Here is a 23,013-nt window from a genome sequence, read left to right as displayed (position 1 = left end):
TTTGGTGTGATTTCACGTAAAATTAGAGTTAACATATCATTAATTGAGGAGGTATATTTAATGACCAATCATAAAAAGACAGAAATGATTAATCACTTTCGAGAGCAATTTGCACAGAAAATGCATGAACTAGGCTTTGAATATAATAATATAGAATTATATCAACAGGCATTTTCACATTCTAGTTTTATTAACGATTTTAATATGGATCGTTTAGACCATAATGAAAGATTAGAATTTTTAGGTGATGCGGTATTAGAATTGACGGTTTCACGTTATCTATTTGATAAACACCCAGATTTACCAGAGGGTAATTTAACAAAGATGAGAGCAACTATCGTATGTGAACCTTCACTTGTAATATTTGCAAATAAAATAAAATTAAATGAACTGATTTTATTAGGAAAAGGCGAAGAGAAGACAGGTGGTAGAACACGTCCTTCACTTATTTCTGATGCATTTGAAGCATTCGTTGGTGCTTTATATTTAGATCAAGGATTAGATACAGTATGGGACTTTGCTGACAAAATTATATTCCCATACGTAGAAGATGATGAACTAGATGGTGTAGTCGATTTTAAAACACAATTCCAAGAATTTGTACACAGACAAAATAAAGGTGATGTCACTTATCGCTTAATCAAAGAAGAAGGTCCAGCACACCATCGTTTATTTACATCAGAAGTTATTTTAGAAAAGCAAGCTATCGCAGAAGGTCAAGGTAAAACTAAAAAAGAGTCTGAACAAAAGGCAGCTGAACGTGCTTACAAACAGATGAAGACTAAAAAGTAATTAAAAAATCTAATAAATCATCTTAATTGAAATCATTACGATCAATTAAGGTTAAACTTTAAAGGAAGATGTAACGTTAATAACTTTGCATCATATATTAAGTTGATTGTAAAGATATGGATCAACTAGGATTTGGATAAGGAGAATAACATGGTTTATTTAAAATCAATAGACGCCGTAGGATTTAAATCATTTGCAGACCATACTGATGTGCAGTTTGATAAAGGCGTAACAGCTATTGTTGGTCCAAATGGTAGCGGTAAAAGTAATATTACGGATGCAATCAAATGGGTATTAGGTGAGCAATCAGCGAAGTCACTTCGTGGTTCTAAAATGGAAGATATTATCTTTTCAGGTGCTGAACATCGTAAGCCTCAAAATTTTGCAGAAGTAAAATTAAAATTAGATAATCATTCAAAAAAATTACAAATAGATGCAGAAGTGGTAGAGGTTACACGACGTCTTTATAGAAGTGGCGAAAGTGAATACTATTTAAATAATGATCGCGCTCGATTAAAAGATATCATTGATTTATTTTTAGATTCTGGTTTAGGTAAAGAAGCATTCTCAATCATATCTCAAGGTAGAGTGGACGAGATTTTAAATGCAAAACCAATTGATCGTAGACAAATTATTGAAGAATCAGCAGGCGTTTTAAAATATAAAAAGCGTAAAGCAGAATCTGTGCAAAAATTAGATCAAACTGAAGATAATTTATCACGTGTAGAAGATATTCTTTATGATTTAGAAGGAAGAGTTGAACCTTTAAAAGAAGAAGCAGCCATTGCTAAAGAATATAAACAACTGTCATCTGAAATGAAAAAAAGTGACGTAATTGTGACTGTTCATGATATTGATCAATATACACAGGATAATAGTCAGTTAGATGAACAACTCAATGATTTAAAAGGGAAACAAGCGAATAAAGAAGCTGAACAAAGTCAAATCAATCAATTATTACAAAAGTATAAAGGCCAAAGGCAAGAGCTAGATCAAAGTATAGAACGATTAAATTATGAACTAGTAAAAGCTACAGAAGAATTCGAAAAGTACTCTGGTCAACTTAATGTGCTTGAAGAAAGAAAAAAGAATCAATCAGAAACCAATGCTAGGTTTGAAGAAGAACAAGATAATTTAATGTCACAATTAGACAACCTTAAATCTGAAAAAGAACAAGCAGTACAAACATTAAACCAATTAAAACAAAAGCAAAAAGAACTTAATCAGACGATACAAACGTTAGAATCAAAGTTATATGTTTCAGACGAACAACACGATGAGAAATTAGAAGAAATCAAAAATAAATATTACACGTTGATGTCCGAACAATCGGATGTCAATAATGATATACGCTTTTTAGAACATACAATCAATGAAAACGAAGCGAAAAAATCACGTTTAGATTCCAGATTAGTTGAAGCATTTAATCAATTAAAAGATATTCAAAATAGTATTTCGAATACCGAACAAGAATATCAACAAGTACAGAAAGATATGCATCAAACTGAACAACAAATCAAAAATGTCGAAAAACAATTAACTGAATCGAAGCAACTACAAACTGAATTCGAAAATAAATTGTATCAAGCGTATAGATATAACGAAAAGTTAAAATCACGTATTGATAGTCTTGCTACTCAAGAAGAAGATTACACTTACTTCTTTAATGGTGTTAAACATATTCTTAAAGCTAAAGATAAAGAATTAAATGGTATTCACGGTGCTGTTGCGGAAATTATAGATGTTCCTTCACAATTAACGCAAGCGATAGAAACAGCTTTAGGAGCATCGTTACAACATGTCATTGTAGAAGATGAAAAAGATGGCCGTCAGGCAATACAATTTTTAAAACAACGTAGTTTAGGACGTGCCACATTCCTGCCTTTAAATGTTATTCAACCGAGGTATTTAGCTGCAGATATTAAATCGACAGCACAAGCTTTTGACGGCTTTGTGAACATTGCTTCAGATGCAGTGAAAGTATCTTCTAAATATAAAAATATCGTGGAAAATTTACTAGGTAATACTATTATTGTAGATGATTTAAAACATGCAAATGAATTAGCAAGATCGATACGTTATCGTACAAGAATTGTGACGCTTGAAGGCGATGTTGTTAATCCAGGTGGTTCCATGACTGGTGGGGGCGCCCGTAAAACTAAAAGCATCTTAACACAAAAAGATGAGCTAACAACGATGCGTCATCAATTAGAAAATTATCAAAAGCAGACACAAGAGTTTGAGAAACAGTTCCAATCACATCAAGCACAATCTGAAAAGTTAAGTGAAAAATATTTTGAGTTAAGTCAAAGTTATAATAACTTAAAAGAAAAAGCACATGGCTATGAGTTAGAGCTTGATCGCTTGAAGAAACAAGAAACACATTTAAAAGATGAACATGAAGAGTTTGAATTTGAAAAAAATGATGGTTATCAAAGTGATAAAAGTAAAGCAACACTGGAGCAAAAACAACAACAACTATCTGAAATTCAATCTCAACTTAAACAATTAGAAGCAGATATTGAAAAATATACGAAGCTATCTAAAGAAGGTAAAGAAACGACTACCCAAACTCAACAACACTTACATCAAAAACAATCTGATCTTGCAGTTGTTAAAGAACGAATTAAAGGGCAACAACAAGAAATCGAGCGCTTAGAAAAACAATTACAAAGTACCGAACAACAACTTGATACAGTTAAAGAAAAAATACAATTATTTAATTCTGATGAAATGATGGGTGAACAGGCTTTTGATAAAATTAAGGCACAAATTGCTGATAAAGAGCGAACTCGAACGGAATTAAATGAACAACTTGATGAAATGAAGCAACGACGAGTTGACTTAAATCAGATGATTGAAGACAATGATAGTAAGCTACAAGAATGTCATCAAGACTTATTATCTATCGAAAACCATTATCAAGATATTAAAGCCAATCAATCTAAATTAGATGTCCTTATTAATCATGCGATTGATCATTTGAATGATGAATATCAACTGACTGTCGAACGTGCACGTATGCTTTATGACAACGATGAGGATATTGATCAGCTACGTAAAAAGGTCAAACTAACTAAAATGTCAATTGACGAATTAGGTCCAGTTAATTTAAATGCGATTGAGCAATTTGAAGAATTAAATGAACGATATACATTTTTAAATGAACAAAGAACAGATTTAAGAGAAGCTAAATCAACATTAGAACAGATCATCAACGAAATGGATAAAGAAGTAGAAGACAGATTTAAAGAAACGTTCCATGCTGTACAAAGTCACTTTAGTGATGTCTTTAAACAACTATTCGGTGGTGGACAAGCTGAATTACAATTAACAGAAGATGATTATTTAGCAGCTGGTGTCGATATTATTGTTCAACCCCCAGGTAAAAAACTACAACATTTATCTTTATTAAGTGGTGGAGAGCGCGCATTAAGTGCAATTGCTTTATTATTTGCTATATTAAAAGTAAGATCAGCACCATTTGTTATATTAGATGAGGTAGAAGCGGCATTAGATGAAGCCAATGTGATTCGTTACGCACAATACCTCAATGAATTATCTGATCAAACACAATTTATAGTTATTACACACCGAAAAGGTACGATGGAATTTTCAGACCGACTATACGGTGTAACTATGCAAGAATCAGGAGTATCAAAATTAGTAAGTGTTAACCTAAATACAATAGATGAGGTTATGAAGGAGGAAGAAGCATGAGCTTTTTTAAACGCTTAAAAGATAAATTTTCAGGACCAAGTGAAGAAGACATAGAAAAGGAATTATCCAGTGAAGAGGTTTCAGATGATTCTTCTAAACAGATGGATGATGAACCACAAGCATCTCAACATGAACAAGAAGAAGATAAACCCAAAAAGAAACCTAGAAAATTAAGTGAAGCAGATTTTGATGAAGATGGCTTAATTTCCATTGAAGATTTTGAAGAGATAGAAGCACAAAAAATCGGTGCAAAATTTAAAGCTGGTTTAGAAAAATCTAGAGAAAACTTCCAAGAACAGTTAAACAATTTAATTGCGCGCTATAGAAAAGTCGATGAAGAATTCTTTGAAGCTTTAGAAGAAATGTTAATAACAGCCGATGTAGGTTTTAATACGGTAATGCAATTAACTGAAGAACTTCGTGCTGAAGCACAACGTCGTAACATTCAAGAAACAGAAGATTTACGTGAAGTTATTGTTGAAAAAATCGTAGAAATTTATCACCAAGAAGATGATAAATCAGAAGCGATGAATCTTGAAGATGGACGCTTAAATGTTATTTTAATGGTCGGCGTCAATGGTGTAGGTAAAACGACAACAATTGGTAAATTAGCATACCGTTATAAAATGGAAGGTAAAAAAGTCATGCTTGCTGCAGGTGATACATTTAGAGCAGGAGCTATTGAACAATTAAAAGTTTGGGGAGAACGAGTTGGCGTTGAAGTTATTAGTCAAAGCGAAGGTTCAGACCCAGCCGCAGTGATGTATGACGCAATTAATGCCGCTAAAAATAAACAAGTAGATATTTTAATTTGTGATACTGCAGGACGTTTACAAAATAAATCTAATTTAATGCAAGAATTAGAAAAAGTAAAACGTGTTATTGGTAGAGCTGTTCCTGACGCACCTCATGAAGCTTTACTGTGCTTAGATGCTACAACTGGTCAAAATGCATTATCACAAGCCCGTACATTCAAAGAAGTAACGAATGTTTCAGGTATCGTATTAACTAAATTAGATGGTACTGCCAAAGGTGGTATTGTTTTAGCAATCAGAAACGAACTTAAAATACCTGTTAAATATGTAGGTTTAGGTGAAAAATTAGATGACCTACAACCATTCAATCCTGAAAGCTATGTTTATGGACTATTTGCTGATATGATTGAACAAAATGAAGAGATTCCAGATGAATTAGCAGAATCTCCATCTGATAATGGAGATGCATCTCATGAGCCAAAATGATTTAATAAAAACACTACGAATGAATTATCTTTTTGATTTTTATCAAACTTTGCTGACTGATAAACAAAGAAACTACTTAGAATTATTTTACTTACAAGATTATGCATTAAGTGAAATTGCTGATACTTTTAATGTGAGTAGACAAGCAGTTTATGATAATATAAGAAGAACTGGCGATTTAGTAGAAGATTATGAAACTAAATTAGGATTATACAAAAGGTTTGAACAACGACGAGATATTTATGATCAAATGAAACAATCTCTTGATAAACCAGAATTATTGAAGCAATATATAGATCAATTAGAAGAATTAGAATAGCGAAAAAAGAGGAGGGAATAATTATGGCATTTGAAGGATTGTCGGATCGCTTACAGGCATCTATGCAAAGAATGCGTGGCAAGGGTAAAGTAACAGAAGCAGATATCAAAGCAATGATGCGTGAAGTTCGTCTTGCGTTATTAGAAGCCGACGTTAACTTTAAAGTCGTAAAGGATTTCGTCAAAACTGTCTCAGATCGAGCATTAGGCTCAGATGTGATGCAGTCATTAACACCTGGACAACAAGTTATTAAAATTGTTCAAGATGAATTAACTAATTTAATGGGTGGCGAGAATTCAACGATTAAAATGGCTAATAAGCCCCCAACTGTTGTCATGATGGTTGGTTTGCAAGGTGCAGGTAAAACTACAACTGCAGGTAAATTAGCACTTTTAATGCGTAAAAAATATAATAAAAAACCAATGTTAGTTGCTGGAGATATTTATCGTCCAGCTGCCATTGATCAGTTACAAACAGTAGGTAAACAACTAGATGTCCCAGTTTATAGTGAAGGAGATCAAGTTAAACCACAACAAATCGTTCAAAATGCATTAGCACATGCTAAAGAAGAGCATTTAGACTTTGTCATTATTGATACAGCAGGTCGTTTGCATATTGACGAAGCATTGATGAATGAATTGCAAGAAGTTAAAGAAATTGCTAAACCAGATGAAATTATGTTGGTTGTCGATGCAATGACTGGTCAAGATGCGGTTAATGTTGCACAATCATTTGATGAACAATTAGATGTAACGGGTGTGACATTAACTAAATTAGATGGTGACACTCGTGGTGGTGCTGCATTATCAATACGTTCAGTAACTCAAAAACCAATTAAATTTGTAGGTATGAGTGAAAAGCTTGATGGTTTAGAATTATTCCACCCAGAACGTATGGCGTCCCGTATTTTAGGTATGGGTGATGTTTTAAGTTTAATTGAAAAAGCGCAACAAGATGTCGATCAAGATAAAGCTAAAGATTTAGAAAAGAAAATGAGAGACTCGTCATTCACATTAGATGATTTCCTAGAACAACTGGATCAAGTTAAAAATCTTGGACCACTAGACGACATCATGAAAATGATTCCAGGTATGAATAAGATGAAAGGCTTAGATCAACTTAATATGAGTGACAAACAAATCGATCATATTAAAGCGATTATTCAATCCATGACACCAAGTGAAAGAGCGAATCCAGCGATGTTAAACGTTTCTCGTAAAAAACGTATCGCAAAAGGGTCTGGACGTTCTTTACAAGAAGTCAATCGTTTGATGAAGCAATTTAATGACATGAAGAAAATGATGAAACAATTCACTGGTGGCGGTAAAGGTAAGAAAGCGAAGCGAAGCCAGATGGAAAATATGCTAAAAGGTATGAACTTACCTTTCTAATATGAAGTTTTGATTCCAACAGATGTATGTCTGTTGGAATTTTTATATTTAATTAAAATCGAATGTTTGATTAGGGTCATAAAAATCAATTTATTACGTGAATTTAATGAAGATGAAACGCTTGAGATAGATGAATATCATGGTCTAAATTTATATGTGGAGTAGCTGACTGGCAGAAAATACGCTTATTCTAAGCTACTTTCTAGCCTAGTCAACATTGCCGGGGTGAGACATAGAAATAATAACAATTATTTCTGTCTCACTCCCATAACCAACACTAATTTTTCTGAAAGAAAGGAACGCCTTAGCTAAAGCTAATGCATAACCAAATCTACAATTCATTCCATGAATTTAGATTTGGTAAAGCAAAATGTCTTTACAAAGTTTAATATACCTGTTATTATTTATTCTTGTAGAAAATAAAAATTGAAATGTTTAAAGGAGAGTTTTATAATGGCAGTTAAAATTCGTTTAACTCGTTTAGGTTCAAAAAGAAATCCATTCTATCGTATCGTAGTTGCAGATGCTCGTTCACCACGTGATGGTCGTATCATCGAACAAATCGGTACTTACAATCCAGCACACGTTAATGCTCCAGAAGTTAAAATTGACGAAGAATTAGCATTAAAATGGTTAAAAGACGGTGCAAAACCAACTGATACAGTTCATAATATCTTATCAAGAGAAGGTATTTTGAAAAAATTCGATGACCAAAAAAACGCTAAATAATCATAGTCACTTGTGACGTGTTTATATATTTAGTTGAAAGGGCGCCATATATTGGTGTCCTTTTTTATTTTTGATTGATTAAGAAAAAATGCATGTATAACGTATTAATCAATGATATAGTAAAATCATTAATTAACAATATTTAAATTTACAAGGAGGTTAGTCATTATGGAAGTGGAGGTAGGACAAATCGTCAATACCCATGGAATTAAAGGAGAAGTCAAAGTGAAATCTAATTCAGATTTTACAGATACACGTTTTCAACCGGGTGAAGTGTTAACAGCAAAATTAAATCAAATTGAAAAAGAGTTGACTGTGACGTCATATCGTACACACAAAGGATTTCATATGTTGAAATTTGAAGGTATTGACAACATCAATGATATCGAGTATTTAAAAGGCGCTGTACTATATCAAGAACGAGATCATGAAGATATCGAACTTGAAGAAAATGAATTTTATTATTCAGATATTATAGGATGTACTGTATTTGATGATGAACAACAGCCAATTGGTCGCATAACTAGTATTTTTGAAACAGGCGCTAATGATGTGTGGGTTGTAAAAGGAGACAAAGAATATTTAATTCCTTACATAGCAGATGTTGTTAAAGACGTTGATGTAGAAAATAAAACAGTCATTATCACACCAATGGAAGGACTGTTAGATTAATGAAAATCGATTATTTAACTTTATTTCCGGAAATGTTTGATGGCGTACTCAATCATTCTATTTTAAAAAGAGCGCAAGACAAAGAAATTATAAATGTGAATACTATCAATTTTAGAGATTATTCGGTAAATAAACATAATCAAGTAGATGACTATCCATTTGGTGGAGGACAAGGTATGGTATTAAAGCCTGAGCCAGTGTTTAATGCGATGGAAGACATCAATAGGACCGATGATACTCGCGTTATATTAATGTGTCCTCAAGGGCGTCCATTTACGCAAGACATTGCCCAAGAATTAAGTGAAGCCAAACATATTGTGTTTATATGCGGTCATTATGAAGGTTATGATGAACGTATAAGAGAACATTTAGTAACTGACGAAATTTCCATGGGAGATTATGTGTTAACAGGTGGCGAATTACCTGCAATGACTATGACTGATGCTATCGTTAGATTAATTCCCGGAGTACTTGGTAATGAACAGTCACACCAGGATGATTCATTCTCTGATGGATTACTAGAATTCCCACAATATACAAGACCACGTGAGTATAATGGAATGAAGGTACCAGATGTATTATTATCTGGCAATCATGCTCATATTGATCGATGGCGTCATGAACAGAAACTGATTCGCACTTTGAATAAGAGACCTGATTTATTAGAGCAATATGATTTAACAGATAAAGATAAAAAAATAATCCAAACATACAAAAACCAATTGAAAAATGACTAACGTTATGCTAACATAATTTAAGTGTGAAAAAACACTAAAAATCACTATGATCCGCTGCTATACATTTGTCTAGGCAAGAACATAGGTTGAAGAGGAGAATTTATAATGAGTAATCATAAGTTAATCGAAGCAGTAACTAAATCACAATTACGTACAGATTTACCTTCATTCCGTCCAGGTGACACTTTACGTGTACACGTTCGTATCATTGAAGGTTCACGTGAACGTATCCAAGTATTCGAAGGTGTTGTAATTAAACGCCGTGGTGGAGGAATTTCAGAAACTTTCACAGTTCGTAAAATTTCTTCAGGTGTAGGTGTGGAACGTACATTCCCATTACACACTCCAAAAATCGAAAAAATCGAAGTTAAACGTCGCGGTAAAGTACGTCGTGCTAAATTATACTACTTACGTAATTTACGTGGTAAAGCTGCTAGAATTCAAGAAATTCGTTAATCAGCCAATTCGATCAATAAAATGGAATCATAACAGATTCAAACATCAAGCATTAAACTGTTGTCACTTTAGACAAAGTTTAATGCTTTTTTATTTATATTCATATAAAAAAGATGGTCGAGGAACTCACTATTGTGTCCTACGACCATCTTTTTCATCAATTAATTATTCTTTTTCATCTTTCTAGCAAATATCATACTAAGGACAACACCAATAATTGAGATAACAATAAGTAAATAAAAGTGTGGCGGAGTGTATGTTAATCGAATTATTTCTTGGCCTTTATTTACAGGTATAGCTGTCATAATACCATTTGCTTTTTTAACATCCACTGCGTGACCGTCAATCGTTGCCTTCATCCCTTTGGCATACGGGATAGGCATGATTAAATAGCCATTTTGTTGTTTATCTTTTTTAATTGTATAGCCATTTCTTTGTTTATGAATTTCCACTTTTTTCAATTGTTTTGCTGATTTGCGTAAAGTTTGATAGTTTTCCCCATAAATGCCGTTAATCTTAAGTCGATATTTACCTGGTGAAAGCTTAATATTTAATAGGTCAGACGATGTTACTCTCATAGTGACTGGACTTACAAATCTACGATATTTATATGTGAGAGGATTCCTTTCTTGACTATATTCATTAACACCAACGCGATGTTTCTTGTCAGGTGCTAACAATTCGACATCCATTTCTACATATAAATCTTTATAACGTTGTGCATAAGATTTTGGTAATTGAAGCTCTATACCACCGTTATTTTTGGTAACTTCAATCTGATGGTTTTTTATTTGCTTAGCATGATTTAATTTAATATTAGCTTGGGATATAAGGTTAGGGTTTGGCTTAAATGATTTATTTGGTTTTGAACTTTTATCATTCAATACGACGCCTTGAATCATTGCTTGTTCACGGTCTAAAGGTGATTTTAAATCACTTGAATCATAAATTTTATTTGTGATATGTGCTGCAGGATAATCAATCATATTATGTGAATGAATCCATTGATCATCTTTATCTTTTATTAACTTTTCCTTTTCGAATCCATAAGGCATATTTATATCGTTAGGATGTCTAAGACGATCTTCAACACCCCAAAGTGCCATTAAGTTAGCACGATTTCCTAAATAGCGATAGGTACTGTTTTTATCTACTGGCATATTGATTTGCATCATTTTATCGTAATATTTCAAAATGTCTCCATCAAATATACTTGAATAGAGAGAAATACCGTTATAGTGGTAAATAAATGGTGAATTTAAACCATAGAATGACATATAATCTATTCTTGATAATGGATTAGATTGAGATCTTTTAATATGTTGAATAGTTTTATTTAATGCTTTACCTCTGTAGCTTGGGTCATCAATTGTTTTCATCGTTGTTTGGTATGGCTCAATTGTATTTTGCGTAGTGATATGTTCAATACCAAGTTGTTGCATGAATATCAACAACACGAGTGCGATTTGAATCCATCTTTTTGATTGAAGTTGTGGTTGCTTAATCAGTAAAGCTAATAAACATATCAATACGATTGACACTGGAATCCAGAATAAGTTTTTTTCTGCTAATGCAAAATAAACAATCCCGTAAATGGTGATAGGGATAGCAATCAGACTATATCTTTTAAGAGATAATTCACTGATATGTTGTATGAATAATGCGACTAAAGCACTTGAAGAAAGTGTTAAAGCGTATACCCAACGTCTTTGTGGCATCGAAAAACCATTAAAAGCACTATCAAAGTATTGAGATAGAGAACCAATAAGTAATATCCAAGTAATCATCGCAAATAATTTAAAATAATAATGACGATATAATTTAAATGAAAATAAAGCAATAATAGTAATAAACGTAATGGTTATATAAAAGCCATCTGAAAAAATATTAAAATTAGGATTAACAAGATCTGTAAATAATGGTGTTTTAAGTTTAGGATTTTGTGCTCGGTCATTATTAAAAAATGACGATAATCCTGTATATAAGCCTAAAATACTACTCATTACGCTTAATAAAACACCGATAATGAGTAAATAGCATTTTTGCCATCTATTAACGATATCATTAGGGTGAACGACGATGACTCTATACATAAAGTAAAAGCCTAAGACAATTGCTTGATAATAGCTAAAATAGAAATTCATAAATAAAGTTAAAGCAATGACAAAGATAAATAACCCTATTTTCTTCTCTTTGAAGAAGCGTTCCATCGCAAATAATGATAGTGGTAATAGAATTAACAAATTACCGTAAAATGACCATGTAAAGTTATAGTAGATAACTACGGTTGACATACCATACATTATCGTTGCCACTATAATTGCTAGAGGTTTTAACTTTATGTATTTAAAGAAATAAAACGTACAGATAAATGTAATAACTGTTCTAACATATGCCATAATGAGTTGATTAATTGGCCAATAACTAATATCGTGAGGATTTGCTAACCCCATGTTTTCTAATATCCATATCGTTAAAAAGTTTAACCACATTAAAGGCGACATGGAATAATAATATGCCAAGCCCTTTACATAATCTCCACCTAATCCAAAGGATTCATCATAAAATCCTTTGAATTGCGTGAAGTGTTCATATAGATACATTTGAAAGGGCATCATTTGCCTAAAGCCATCACCTTCACCACTAAAGACAATACCTTGAGTGATAAAACGGTAAATGAATGGAATATATATGCATAATGATAAAATGCAACTTAAAATAATAATTGAAGATAATAATAAGAATGGCTTAGAAACAATTTTTTTAAACACTATGTGTCCTCTTCTTTCTCTTTTTAGGATAAATGTATTTAATGAATAACCAACTTATAATAATGCTTAAAATCGAAACGAATATCATTGTATTCCATAAAGGTGGTTGATATTTAATGACTATTGTTTTGGCATTTTTTTCTACTGGTACAGCTGTCATCATGCCATTGGCTTTATAAACATTTTCTTGTTCTCCATCAACAAAAGCTTTCATACCATTTCGATATGGAATGTTAATAGTTGCTATACCTTTTGAATGTTTATCTAAATTAACTTTGACGCCATTTTTAATGTCATGATATTTCAAATTAAAGTTTGCGTTTTCATGTGCTTTTTTGAGCTTATCATAATTTTCACCATTTAGGTTCAATAATTGAAAATCAAAAGTGCCTTTTGGTGATAGTTGAATCGTTATATCACCATTCTTATCGGGTTGTGTTCGGAAAAGTTGTGTATCTACACCGATTCTATAAACAGAATCATTGTATAAACGATTGTTACTATATTGATTAATACCCACTGTATAATTACTATCTGGTAAACCTCTTTTAATTTTCATAGTTAAATAAAAATCAGTATAACGTTTTTGTAAGGACTTAGGTAAATGAAGTTTAACTTTACCTGAAGATTGAGTGACTTTAATATGATGTTTATTTGATTTAACAATGTTTTGACTAGAGATATCAACTTGATTTAATAAATTTTTAGCTTTTTGTTTATAGTTTGTTCCTTTATTATTTAATACCACACCGTCTAACATTGCATGTTCTCTATCTATAGGGGTCTTTAAAGATTTACTATCATAAATATGATTTGTCACTTTAACTGAAGGAAGATTAAGTGCATTTTCGTAAATAGAATATTGACCGGCAGATTTAACTTTTTTAAAGAAACTTGGGATATTATGTTGATACTCTTTCAACATGACGTATCGAATAGAAAACAGACTGGCAATATTTTGTCTACCATTCGTCGATTGATAACGACTCAGTGATTCTTCAGCCATGTTAATCTTTAAATCGTCATAATAATCATCGAGTATATTATGATGGAAAATACTTGAATACAAACTTAATCCTTTGAAATGTTGATACATAGGTGTGTTGTCCTGTTCGTTGACACGCCAATCAATACGCTCATCATTACGTTTAGAATCATTCATTTGCTTAACTAACGCGCGTTGTAATTCGGAACTATACATATTGGAATTAAGGTAGTACGTATTTGCTCTATCTTTATGATCTTCAAAGTATATTTGATTCTTTATAAAAACAAATGACACCATAATGTTAAGTATGGCAATGGCAATAATAAATAGATAGGTCAATTTGGTACGACTCGTTCTATCGTTGATAATTAAAATACATAAACCAATGACAGATACGATAGGCACCAATATAATCCATGCAACATACGTATGATATATAATTGCACTAATAAATATGACGCTTTGAGCCAATATACTTGTGATGAGATATGATTTAATCGATATAGTTTTAAAATATTTTACATAAAGGCCTATAAGCATTGCTGAATTAAATGCAATGATAAAATGCCATCTTTTTTGAGGTGCAGAAAACCCATTAAATAATTGGTCTATAAATGGAATAAAATTAAAACATATAAATATAATAGTTAAAATGGCAAATATTCGATAATAAAAGTGTTTATATAATTTGAAACTTAAAATAGCTTGGATAGTTATAAATAAAATGACGATTAAATAATTATCAAAAAATAAATTTGTATTTGCATCCAAATGTTCAAAGTGTGGCACCTTACCTGAGAAAGGTACTCTACGGTTATTTAAATAACTTTGAACACTATGGTAAAAAATAAAAAGACTATTACCGAACGATAAAAAACCACTGATACCAAAGATACAGAGCGCTTGCTTACGATTGGCTAAATCATTAGGATGTCTAAAGAGAATTCTAAGAATGATATAACCAGCACCAATGATAAGTAAGTAATAAGCAAAATAAAAATTATTAATCAATATGAGCGACGTTGTAACAATAAATAAACCTATTTTTTTACATGTCAAATATCGTTCTATAGATAAAAGTAACAAAGGCATGAAAATGAAAACATCACTAAAAAATGGCCAGTATACGGTGAATCTAAAATATAACGGTGATATTACAAATAAAAAGGCCATAAGTAGACTGATAAGATGATGTTTTGTCAGATGCTTTGCAAATAAATATGTACAATAAAGTGCAATACTTGCTTTAATAATAGAAACGATAAGTGCGTTATTCATCCAAAATAATAATTGAGATGTGTCTAAATGAATAAACAGCTTGAACAGCATAATGACGAATGCGTTGATTATAAAGAGTATATTTGTAGAAAAGTAATAGCTTAAATCGGTGAAGAAGTCACCACCTAATCCAAAATCTGATGAATAAAACCAGTTACCGTGACTCCATTGATTAAATAGAAACATTTGGATAGGAACCATTTGTTCCATACCATCATTAGGTCCGGTAAAAAGTATGCCATCATGATAAAATTTATATATAACGTAGCTATGACCAACAAGTGATAAAAGTACGAATATGAATATGTATTTAAGTAATTTTTTCATGTCTTTCTCCTACTTGCATATATTTATCATGAGCATGTTTTACACTACCAAAAGTTAAGTGGTTTATATGTTAATTTTAAATTCATGCTTATTATCAAATTGTAGGTGATAGTATGATTGATGAAAAGTATTTATGCTTTTGTTTTAGACATTTTACAAAATCTTAAAATATAAAAATTGAAGTAAAATGGTCAAACAAGCTTATCGTGTTAAACTAAACCTAGTCTAGATGAAGATGTTAGCGTATAATTTGAACAATATGTATTTTAGAAAAATTGATAGTAACGAAAGGTGATAACTATGGCAATTCAATGGTATCCAGGACATATGGCTAAAGCCAAAAGGGAAGTAAGTGAGCAATTAAAAAAAGTTGATGTTGTGTTTGAACTTGTCGATGCTCGTATTCCTTATAGCTCAAGAAACCCAATGATTGATGAAGTAATTAAACAAAAACCTAGAGTGGTTATTTTAAATAAAAAAGATATGACAAACTTAAAAGAACTAGAAAAATGGGAACAATTTTTTGAAGAGAAAGGGTATTATCCAGTTGCTGTAGATGCGAAGCATGGTAAAAATTTAAAAGATGTTGAGAAAGCAGCAATACAAGCTACTAAAGAGAAATTTGAGCGTGAAAAAGCGAAAGGTTTAAGACCAAGAGCGATAAGAGCAATGATTGTTGGTATACCTAATGTTGGTAAATCAACACTCATTAATAAACTTGCCAATCGTAATATTGCACAAACTGGTAATAAACCAGGTGTTACGAAACAACAACAATGGATTAAAGTAGGTAATTCTTTACAATTATTAGATACACCAGGAATTTTATGGCCAAAATTCGAAGACGAAGAAGTAGGTAAAAAATTGAGTCTAACAGGTGCAATTAAAGATAGCATTGTTCATTTAGACGAAGTAGCCATTTACGGTCTTCAATTTATGATTGAAAGAGATTTAGATGGATTAAAAAATCACTATAATATTGACGTTGATGAACAAGCTGAAATATTAGAATGGTTTGATGCAATTGGTCGTCGTAGAGGCCTTCTGCAAAAGGGTAACGAAGTAGATTATGAAGCAGTTATTGAACTTATTATTTATGAAATTCGTAATGCTAAAATTGGTACATATTGCTTTGATATTTTTAAAGAAATGAAGCGTGACATAGAACATGAGTAAAACAATTAAAGAGATGAAATCAATTATTGATCAAATTGATTCTCTAGAGGTGCTTGAACAACATGAATGTAATAACGATGCGCGTAAAGGTGTTCAAAAAGCCATTGCTTCACGTAGAAAACAATTAGAAAAAGAATTAGCATTAATTCGTAATTATGAAGATATGAATTGGTATGAAAATGATATATTAGCTCAAAATAACAAAGCAATTATTTGCGGTATTGATGAAGTTGGAAGAGGACCGCTTGCTGGACCGGTCGTGGCATGTGCAGTGATTTTAAATCCAGGACATCGATATCTAGGTCTAAACGATTCAAAAAAAGTATCTGCCAAAAATAGAGCAATCTTGAATCAACAATTAAAAGAGGGTGTGACAGATTATGCATATGGCATTGCGACATCAGCAGAAATTGATGAAATGAATATCTATCAAGCAACGCGGTTGGCTATGCAACGTGCTATTGATCAATTAAACGTTCGACCAACTCAATTATTAATTGATGCGATGATTTTAGATAATGAGATTAGCCAAACTTCGATTATTAAAGGTGATGCTAAAAGTGTATCTATTGCAGCTGCAAGTATCATGGCCAAAGAGTACCGAGATCATTATATGAAGGAATTAGCGAAACAATATCCTGGTTATGATTTCGAAAAAAATGTTGGTTATGGTACTAAAGCTCATCTTGAAGGTATAGCTCAAAATGGTGTCATATCAGAGCATCGTAAAACTTTTGAACCGATTAAATCAATCTTACAATAGTTTGAATTTTAAATTAATTGCAAAAAAGATGGTGTATCAGTTTACAATAACGCTTACATTTTTTATAATTAAAAGGGAACTTAACCTAAGAAACAGGAGGATGGAAGATGAATATCCACGAGTATCAAGGTAAAGAAATATTTCGTTCAATGGGCGTAGCCGTTCCAGAAGGACGAGTAGCATTTACTGCTGAAGAAGCGGTGGAAAAAGCGAAAGAATTAGATTCAGATGTATATGTGGTTAAAGCACAAATACACGCTGGGGGTAGAGGTAAAGCAGGCGGTGTTAAAATTGCTAAATCACTATCTGAAGTTGAAACTTACGCTAATGAATTATTAGGTAAACAATTAGTTACACATCAAACGGGACCTGAAGGTAAAGAAGTTAAACGCTTATATATCGAACAAGGTTGCGATATTCAAAAAGAATATTATGTAGGTTTTGTAATTGATCGTGCTACTGACAAAGTGACTTTAATGGCTTCAGAAGAAGGCGGTACTGAAATTGAAGAAGTAGCTGCTAAAACACCTGAAAAAATCTTTAAAGAAACAATTGATCCAGTTGTAGGATTATCACCTTACCAAGCACGTAGAATTGCTTTCAATATTAATATTCCTAAAGAATCAATTAATAAAGCAGCGAAATTCTTAATTTCACTTTACAATGTATTTATTGAAAAAGATTGTTCAATCGTTGAAATTAACCCACTAGTAACTACTGGTGATGGTGATGTTTTAGCATTAGATGCTAAACTTAATTTCGATGATAATGCTTTATTCAGACATAAAGATATTATGGAATTAAGAGACTTAGAAGAAGAAGATCCAAAAGAAATCGAAGCGTCTAAATATGATTTATCATATATCGCTTTAGATGGAGATATTGGTTGTATGGTTAATGGTGCAGGTTTAGCCATGGCTACAATGGATACAATCAATCATTTTGGTGGAAATCCGGCTAACTTCTTAGACGTTGGTGGCGGTGCTACTAAAGAAAAAGTTACTGAAGCATTCAAAATCATCTTAGGTGATGAACATGTTAAAGGTATCTTTGTAAATATCTTTGGTGGAATCATGAAATGTGACGTCATTGCTGAAGGTATCGTTGCAGCAGTTAAAGAAGTAGAGTTAACTTTACCACTTGTAGTACGTTTAGAAGGTACAAACGTAGAACGCGGTAAAGAAATCTTAAATGATTCAGGTTTAGCGATTGAACCAGCATCTACTATGGCTGAAGGTGCTCAAAAAATTGTTAAACTTGTGAAAGAATCATAAGGAAAGGATGGGAACACTAAGATGAGTGTATTTATAGATAAAAATACTAAAGTAATTGTACAAGGTATTACAGGGTCTACTGCCCTTTTCCATACAAAACAAATGTTAGATTATGGAACACAAATTGTCGCAGGGGTAACACCTGGTAAAGGTGGACAAGTAGTAGAAGGTGTTCCAGTATACAATACTGTAGAAGAAGCAAAACAAGAAACTGGTGCTAATGTATCAGTAGTTTATGTGCCTGCGCCATTTGCTGCAGACTCAATTTTAGAAGCAGCTGATGCAGAATTAGACATGGTTATTTGTATTACTGAGCATATTCCTGTTGTAGATATGGTTAAAGTTAAACGTTATTTACAAGGTAGAAAAACACGTTTAGTAGGACCAAACTGCCCAGGTGTTATTACAGCAGATGAATGTAAAATTGGTATTATGCCAGGTTATATCCATAAAAAAGGTCACGTAGGTGTTGTATCTCGTTCAGGTACATTAACATATGAAGCAGTTCACCAATTAACTGAAGAAGGTATTGGTCAAACAACTGCTGTAGGTATCGGTGGTGACCCAGTTAACGGTACTAACTTCATCGATGTATTAAAAGCATTCAATGAAGACCCTGAAACTAAAGCGGTTGTTATGATTGGTGAAATCGGTGGTACAGCTGAAGAAGAAGCAGCTGAATGGATTAAAGCCAACATGACTAAACCAGTTGTAGGATTCATTGGTGGTCAAACAGCACCTCCAGGAAAACGTATGGGCCATGCTGGTGCCATTATTTCTGGTGGTAAAGGTACTGCATCAGAAAAAATTAAAACTTTAAATAGTTGTGGTGTAGAAACAGCTAACACACCTTCTGAAATTGGTACAACATTAATCGAAGCAGCTAAAAAAGCTGGTATTTACGAAGAATTATTAACTGTAAAATAATCAGTATGAATAATGTTTGTTATGAGCTTAGACACTTCTAAAAGTGTCTAAGCTTTTTTGTGAGCATTATATTATTACGATTATTTTTTCATATGTCATTTCAGTTGTATAAAGAGTTGATAGTTTTACTTCTTAAAAGTACGTTACAATTAGTGCTAAGATGTTTTTCAACTGTAATATTTTAATGAGTTATTTCTTTGTATAATTAAGTTAAAGGAGTAATGAACTTGAACGAATACTTTTTACTTAAATTATACTGGTCGCAATTTACAACCTCTCAAATCCATCAATTCTATCGGTACTACCCACATATTTTCCAAATGACTCCTAAAGAACAAGAAACGTCATTATTACGCTGGATAACACATCATCATCCTATGTTTCTTTCTAAATTTCATAAATATAAACAAATAAATATACAAGAAATTATGAAAATTCTTCGACAATTACATGTAAAATATATCACTTGTTTCGACCAAGGTTATCCACATTTATTAAAAGAAATCTATGATTATCCATTATTTCTATTTTATAAAGGAGATGAAAAGCTATTTTTAAGTAGTCAAACTCTAGCCATAGTTGGGTCTAGGAAATGTACACATTATACTCAAGAAGCGCTTCATTTTCTTTTTCCTTCATTTAAAGATAAAAATATTACAATCATTTCTGGACTAGCAGAAGGCGCTGATAGTGAAGCACACATACAAGCATTGAAAAATCATTTACCAACCATTGCAGTACTAGGTTTTGGACACCATTATTATTATCCTAGATCCTCGGTTTCATTAAGAAATCGGATTGAAAAAGAGGGGTTAGTCATTTCAGAATATCCACCTTTTTCGCCAATTGCTAAATATAAGTTTCCAGAAAGAAATAGGATTATTAGTGGTTTGTCAAAAGGTGTATTACTAACTGAGGCAAACGAAAGAAGTGGTAGCAGAATTACAATTGATTGTGCAATAGAACAAAATAGAAACGTGTATGTTTTACCAGGTAAATTATTTGATTCCAAAACAAAAGGCAATTTATTATTACACCAAGAAGGGGCTACTATAGTCGTTAGTGAAGAAGATATTTTACAAGACTATTTAAATTGATAAAATAGTTTGTATGAGACAATTAGACATTATGAAAATGGATTAAAATCATTAAAGAAATGATTGGGAAATTAAATAAAAGATAAAACAAAATGCTTGATAAAATATTAAAACATTGACAAAAACAAAATTAAACGTTTATCATTTATCTTTAGTAATTAGATTAGCAAGGGGGAAATCACTTTGGCAGATAATTTAGTCATAGTTGAGTCGCCTGCAAAAGCTAAAACCATTGAAAAGTATTTAGGAAAAAGATATAAAGTTATTGCTTCAATGGGACACGTTCGTGATTTACCTAGAAGTCAAATGGGCGTGGACACTGAAGATAACTATGAACCCAAATATATAACAATACGTGGTAAAGGTCCTGTCGTTAAAGAATTGAAAAAGCATGCTAAGAAAGCAAAAAAAGTTTTTCTAGCTAGTGACCCTGACCGCGAAGGTGAAGCGATTGCTTGGCATTTATCAAAAATTTTAGAATTAGAAGATTCAAAAGAAAACAGAGTAGTATTTAATGAAATAACTAAAGATGCAGTAAAGGATAGTTTCAAACACCCTAGAGGTATTGAAATGGATTTAGTAGATGCGCAACAAGCACGTCGTATACTTGATAGATTAGTGGGTTATAATATTTCTCCAGTCTTATGGAAGAAGGTTAAAAAAGGTTTATCAGCTGGACGTGTACAATCTGTAGCATTGAAACTCGTAATTGATAGAGAAAATGAAATAAGAAACTTTAAACCAGAAGAATATTGGACAATTGAAGGTGAGTTTAGATATAAAAAGTCTAAATTTACAGCCAAATTCCTTCATTATAAAAACAAACCATATAAATTAAATAAAAAAGAAGACGTTGAAAAAATTACTGCAGCGTTAGATGGAGACGAGTTTGAAATAACAAATGTTAATAAAAAAGAAAAAACACGTAATCCAGCTAATCCATTTACAACGTCTACACTTCAACAAGAGGCAGCACGTAAACTGAATTTTAAAGCACGTAAAACAATGATGATTGCACAACAACTATATGAAGGTATTGATTTGAAACGACAAGGAACAGTTGGTTTAATTACCTATATGCGTACTGATTCAACTCGTATCTCAGATCAAGCTAAATCAGAAGCTAAAAATTATATCATTGACAAGTATGGCAATGAATATGTATCTAATAGGAAAGCATCTGGTAAACAAGGGGATCAAGATGCCCATGAAGCTATAAGACCTACAAGCACACTAAGAACACCAGAAGAAATGAAACCGTTCTTAACACGTGACCAACATCGATTATATAAATTGATATGGGAACGTTTCGTAGCTAGTCAAATGGCTCCAGCAATTTTAGATACTATTGCTTTAGATGTCACTCAGAATGATATTAAATTCAGAGCGAATGGTCAGACAATAAAATTTAAAGGTTTCATGACATTATATGTTGAAACTAAAGATGATAAAGACAGTGATAAAGAAAATAAATTACCTAAATTAGAACAAGGTGATAAAGTCACTGCTACACAAATTGAACCTGCACAACATTTTACACAACCACCACCAAGATATACCGAAGCACGGTTAGTTAAAACATTAGAAGAATTGAAGATTGGACGACCTTCTACGTATGCACCAACGATAGATACAATTCAAAAACGTAACTACGTTAAACTTGAAAGTAAACGTTTCATGCCAACAGAATTAGGTGAAATCGTTTATGAACAAGTGAAAGAATACTTCCCAGAAATTATCGATGTCGAATTTACAGTTAATATGGAAACATTACTTGATAAAATTGCAGAAGGTGACATGAATTGGAGAAAAGTTGTTGGTGACTTCTACAATAGTTTCAAACAAGATGTTGAACGTGCTGAAGAGGAAATGGAAAAAATTGAGATAAAAGATGAACCTGCTGGAGAAGACTGTGAAGTTTGTGGCTCTCCAATGGTTATTAAAATGGGAAGATACGGAAAATTCATGGCATGTTCCAATTTCCCAGATTGTCGAAATACAAAAGCAATTGTTAAGACTATCGGTGTTAAGTGCCCTACGTGTAAAGATGGAGAAGTAGTTGAACGTAAATCTAAGAAAAATAGAATTTTTTATGGTTGTTCTAATTATCCAGAATGTGATTTCATCTCATGGGATAAACCGGTAGGCAGAGATTGTCCAAAATGTAATCATTACCTAGTTGATAAGAAAAAAGGTCGAAGTAGCCAAGTGACTTGTTCAAATTGTGATTACAAAGAAGAAGTACAAAAATAGATATGACTTATATAAAAATAGCTACACAATCAAGTTGTGCGAGCTATTTTTATAGTTTGAATAAAGATCATAAATCGTTAAAATATAACCAAACGAATTCTA

General features: G+C 32.2%; 17 protein-coding genes. 15 read left to right on the top strand and 2 right to left on the bottom strand.

Annotated features, from left to right (window positions below):
• The first annotated feature begins 60 nt into the window (after window positions 1-60).
• The 9 genes from rnc (at window position 61) to rplS (ending at window position 10,057) form a co-directional block, all read left to right on the top strand.
• Window positions 61-792 (top strand): ribonuclease III, encoded by a 732-nt coding sequence (gene rnc / locus JX000_RS07550; RefSeq protein ID WP_002450578.1) that lies wholly within the window; start codon window positions 61-63, stop codon window positions 790-792.
• A gap of 150 nt (window positions 793-942) precedes the next feature.
• Window positions 943-4,512 (top strand): chromosome segregation protein SMC, encoded by a 3,570-nt coding sequence (gene smc, locus JX000_RS07545; protein ID WP_124228357.1) that lies wholly within the window; start codon window positions 943-945, stop codon window positions 4,510-4,512.
• Window positions 4,509-5,753, top strand: coding sequence for a signal recognition particle-docking protein FtsY (gene ftsY / locus JX000_RS07540; RefSeq protein ID WP_107535785.1), 1,245 nt, complete (start codon window positions 4,509-4,511; stop codon window positions 5,751-5,753). The genes smc and ftsY overlap by 4 nt, the downstream gene beginning before the upstream one ends.
• Window positions 5,740-6,072: a putative DNA-binding protein gene (locus JX000_RS07535; RefSeq protein WP_206140570.1), complete on the top strand. Its 333-nt coding sequence runs from the start codon at window positions 5,740-5,742 to the stop codon at window positions 6,070-6,072. The genes ftsY and JX000_RS07535 overlap by 14 nt, the downstream gene beginning before the upstream one ends.
• Before the next feature lie 23 nt (window positions 6,073-6,095).
• Window positions 6,096-7,463, top strand: a complete 1,368-nt coding sequence (gene ffh, locus JX000_RS07530; protein ID WP_049425000.1) for a signal recognition particle protein — start codon at window positions 6,096-6,098, stop codon at window positions 7,461-7,463.
• Between the two features lie 453 nt (window positions 7,464-7,916).
• Complete coding sequence (gene rpsP, locus JX000_RS07525; RefSeq protein WP_023375169.1) at window positions 7,917-8,192, top strand: 30S ribosomal protein S16; 276 nt, start codon at window positions 7,917-7,919, stop codon at window positions 8,190-8,192.
• A 168-nt stretch (window positions 8,193-8,360) separates the two neighbouring features.
• Complete coding sequence (gene rimM, locus JX000_RS07520; RefSeq protein ID WP_002450572.1) at window positions 8,361-8,864, top strand: ribosome maturation factor RimM; 504 nt, start codon at window positions 8,361-8,363, stop codon at window positions 8,862-8,864.
• Window positions 8,864-9,601: a tRNA (guanosine(37)-N1)-methyltransferase TrmD gene (trmD, locus tag JX000_RS07515; RefSeq protein ID WP_145505193.1), complete on the top strand. Its 738-nt coding sequence runs from the start codon at window positions 8,864-8,866 to the stop codon at window positions 9,599-9,601. Before rimM ends, trmD begins: the two co-directional genes overlap by 1 nt.
• 105 nt (window positions 9,602-9,706) lie before the next feature.
• Window positions 9,707-10,057 (top strand): 50S ribosomal protein L19, encoded by a 351-nt coding sequence (gene rplS / locus JX000_RS07510; protein ID WP_002450570.1) that lies wholly within the window; start codon window positions 9,707-9,709, stop codon window positions 10,055-10,057.
• Between the two features lie 161 nt (window positions 10,058-10,218).
• Here the strand turns inward: rplS and JX000_RS07505 are convergent, their stop codons facing one another.
• Together JX000_RS07505 and JX000_RS07500 are read right to left on the bottom strand one after the other, a co-directional pair.
• Complete coding sequence (locus JX000_RS07505; protein WP_145505196.1) at window positions 10,219-12,828, bottom strand: YfhO family protein; 2,610 nt, start codon at window positions 12,826-12,828, stop codon at window positions 10,219-10,221.
• Window positions 12,821-15,421 carry a YfhO family protein gene (locus JX000_RS07500; RefSeq protein ID WP_206140569.1) on the bottom strand — a complete coding sequence of 867 codons (2,601 nt, stop codon included), beginning with the start codon at window positions 15,419-15,421 and terminating at the stop codon, window positions 12,821-12,823. Before JX000_RS07500 ends, JX000_RS07505 begins: the two co-directional genes overlap by 8 nt.
• Window positions 15,422-15,721: 300 nt before the next feature.
• Between JX000_RS07500 and ylqF the strand changes: the two genes are divergently transcribed.
• From ylqF to topA, 6 genes are all read left to right on the top strand, one after another.
• Window positions 15,722-16,597, top strand: a complete 876-nt coding sequence (ylqF, locus tag JX000_RS07495) for a ribosome biogenesis GTPase YlqF (protein WP_124228353.1) — start codon at window positions 15,722-15,724, stop codon at window positions 16,595-16,597.
• A complete protein-coding gene (locus JX000_RS07490; protein ID WP_124228352.1) occupies window positions 16,590-17,360 on the top strand; it encodes a ribonuclease HII in 771 nt (256 codons plus the stop codon). Before ylqF ends, JX000_RS07490 begins: the two co-directional genes overlap by 8 nt.
• A 107-nt stretch (window positions 17,361-17,467) precedes the next feature.
• Entirely contained in the window at window positions 17,468-18,634 is a 1,167-nt protein-coding gene (gene sucC, locus JX000_RS07485) for an ADP-forming succinate--CoA ligase subunit beta (protein ID WP_002450565.1), read from the top strand.
• A gap of 21 nt (window positions 18,635-18,655) precedes the next feature.
• Complete coding sequence (gene sucD, locus JX000_RS07480; RefSeq protein WP_002450564.1) at window positions 18,656-19,561, top strand: succinate--CoA ligase subunit alpha; 906 nt, start codon at window positions 18,656-18,658, stop codon at window positions 19,559-19,561.
• A 221-nt stretch (window positions 19,562-19,782) separates the two neighbouring features.
• Window positions 19,783-20,658: a DNA-processing protein DprA gene (dprA, locus tag JX000_RS07475; protein ID WP_454368023.1), complete on the top strand. Its 876-nt coding sequence runs from the start codon at window positions 19,783-19,785 to the stop codon at window positions 20,656-20,658.
• Window positions 20,659-20,835: 177 nt separating this feature from the next.
• Complete coding sequence (gene topA / locus JX000_RS07470) at window positions 20,836-22,911, top strand: type I DNA topoisomerase (RefSeq protein WP_171970108.1); 2,076 nt, start codon at window positions 20,836-20,838, stop codon at window positions 22,909-22,911.
• The last annotated feature ends 102 nt before the right edge of the window (window positions 22,912-23,013 follow it).

This window comes from Staphylococcus sp. SB1-57, assembly GCF_017086425.1.
Classification (GTDB): Bacteria; Bacillota; Bacilli; order Staphylococcales; family Staphylococcaceae; genus Staphylococcus; species Staphylococcus warneri_A.
This window is presented reverse-complemented; position numbering and strand designations above follow the sequence as displayed.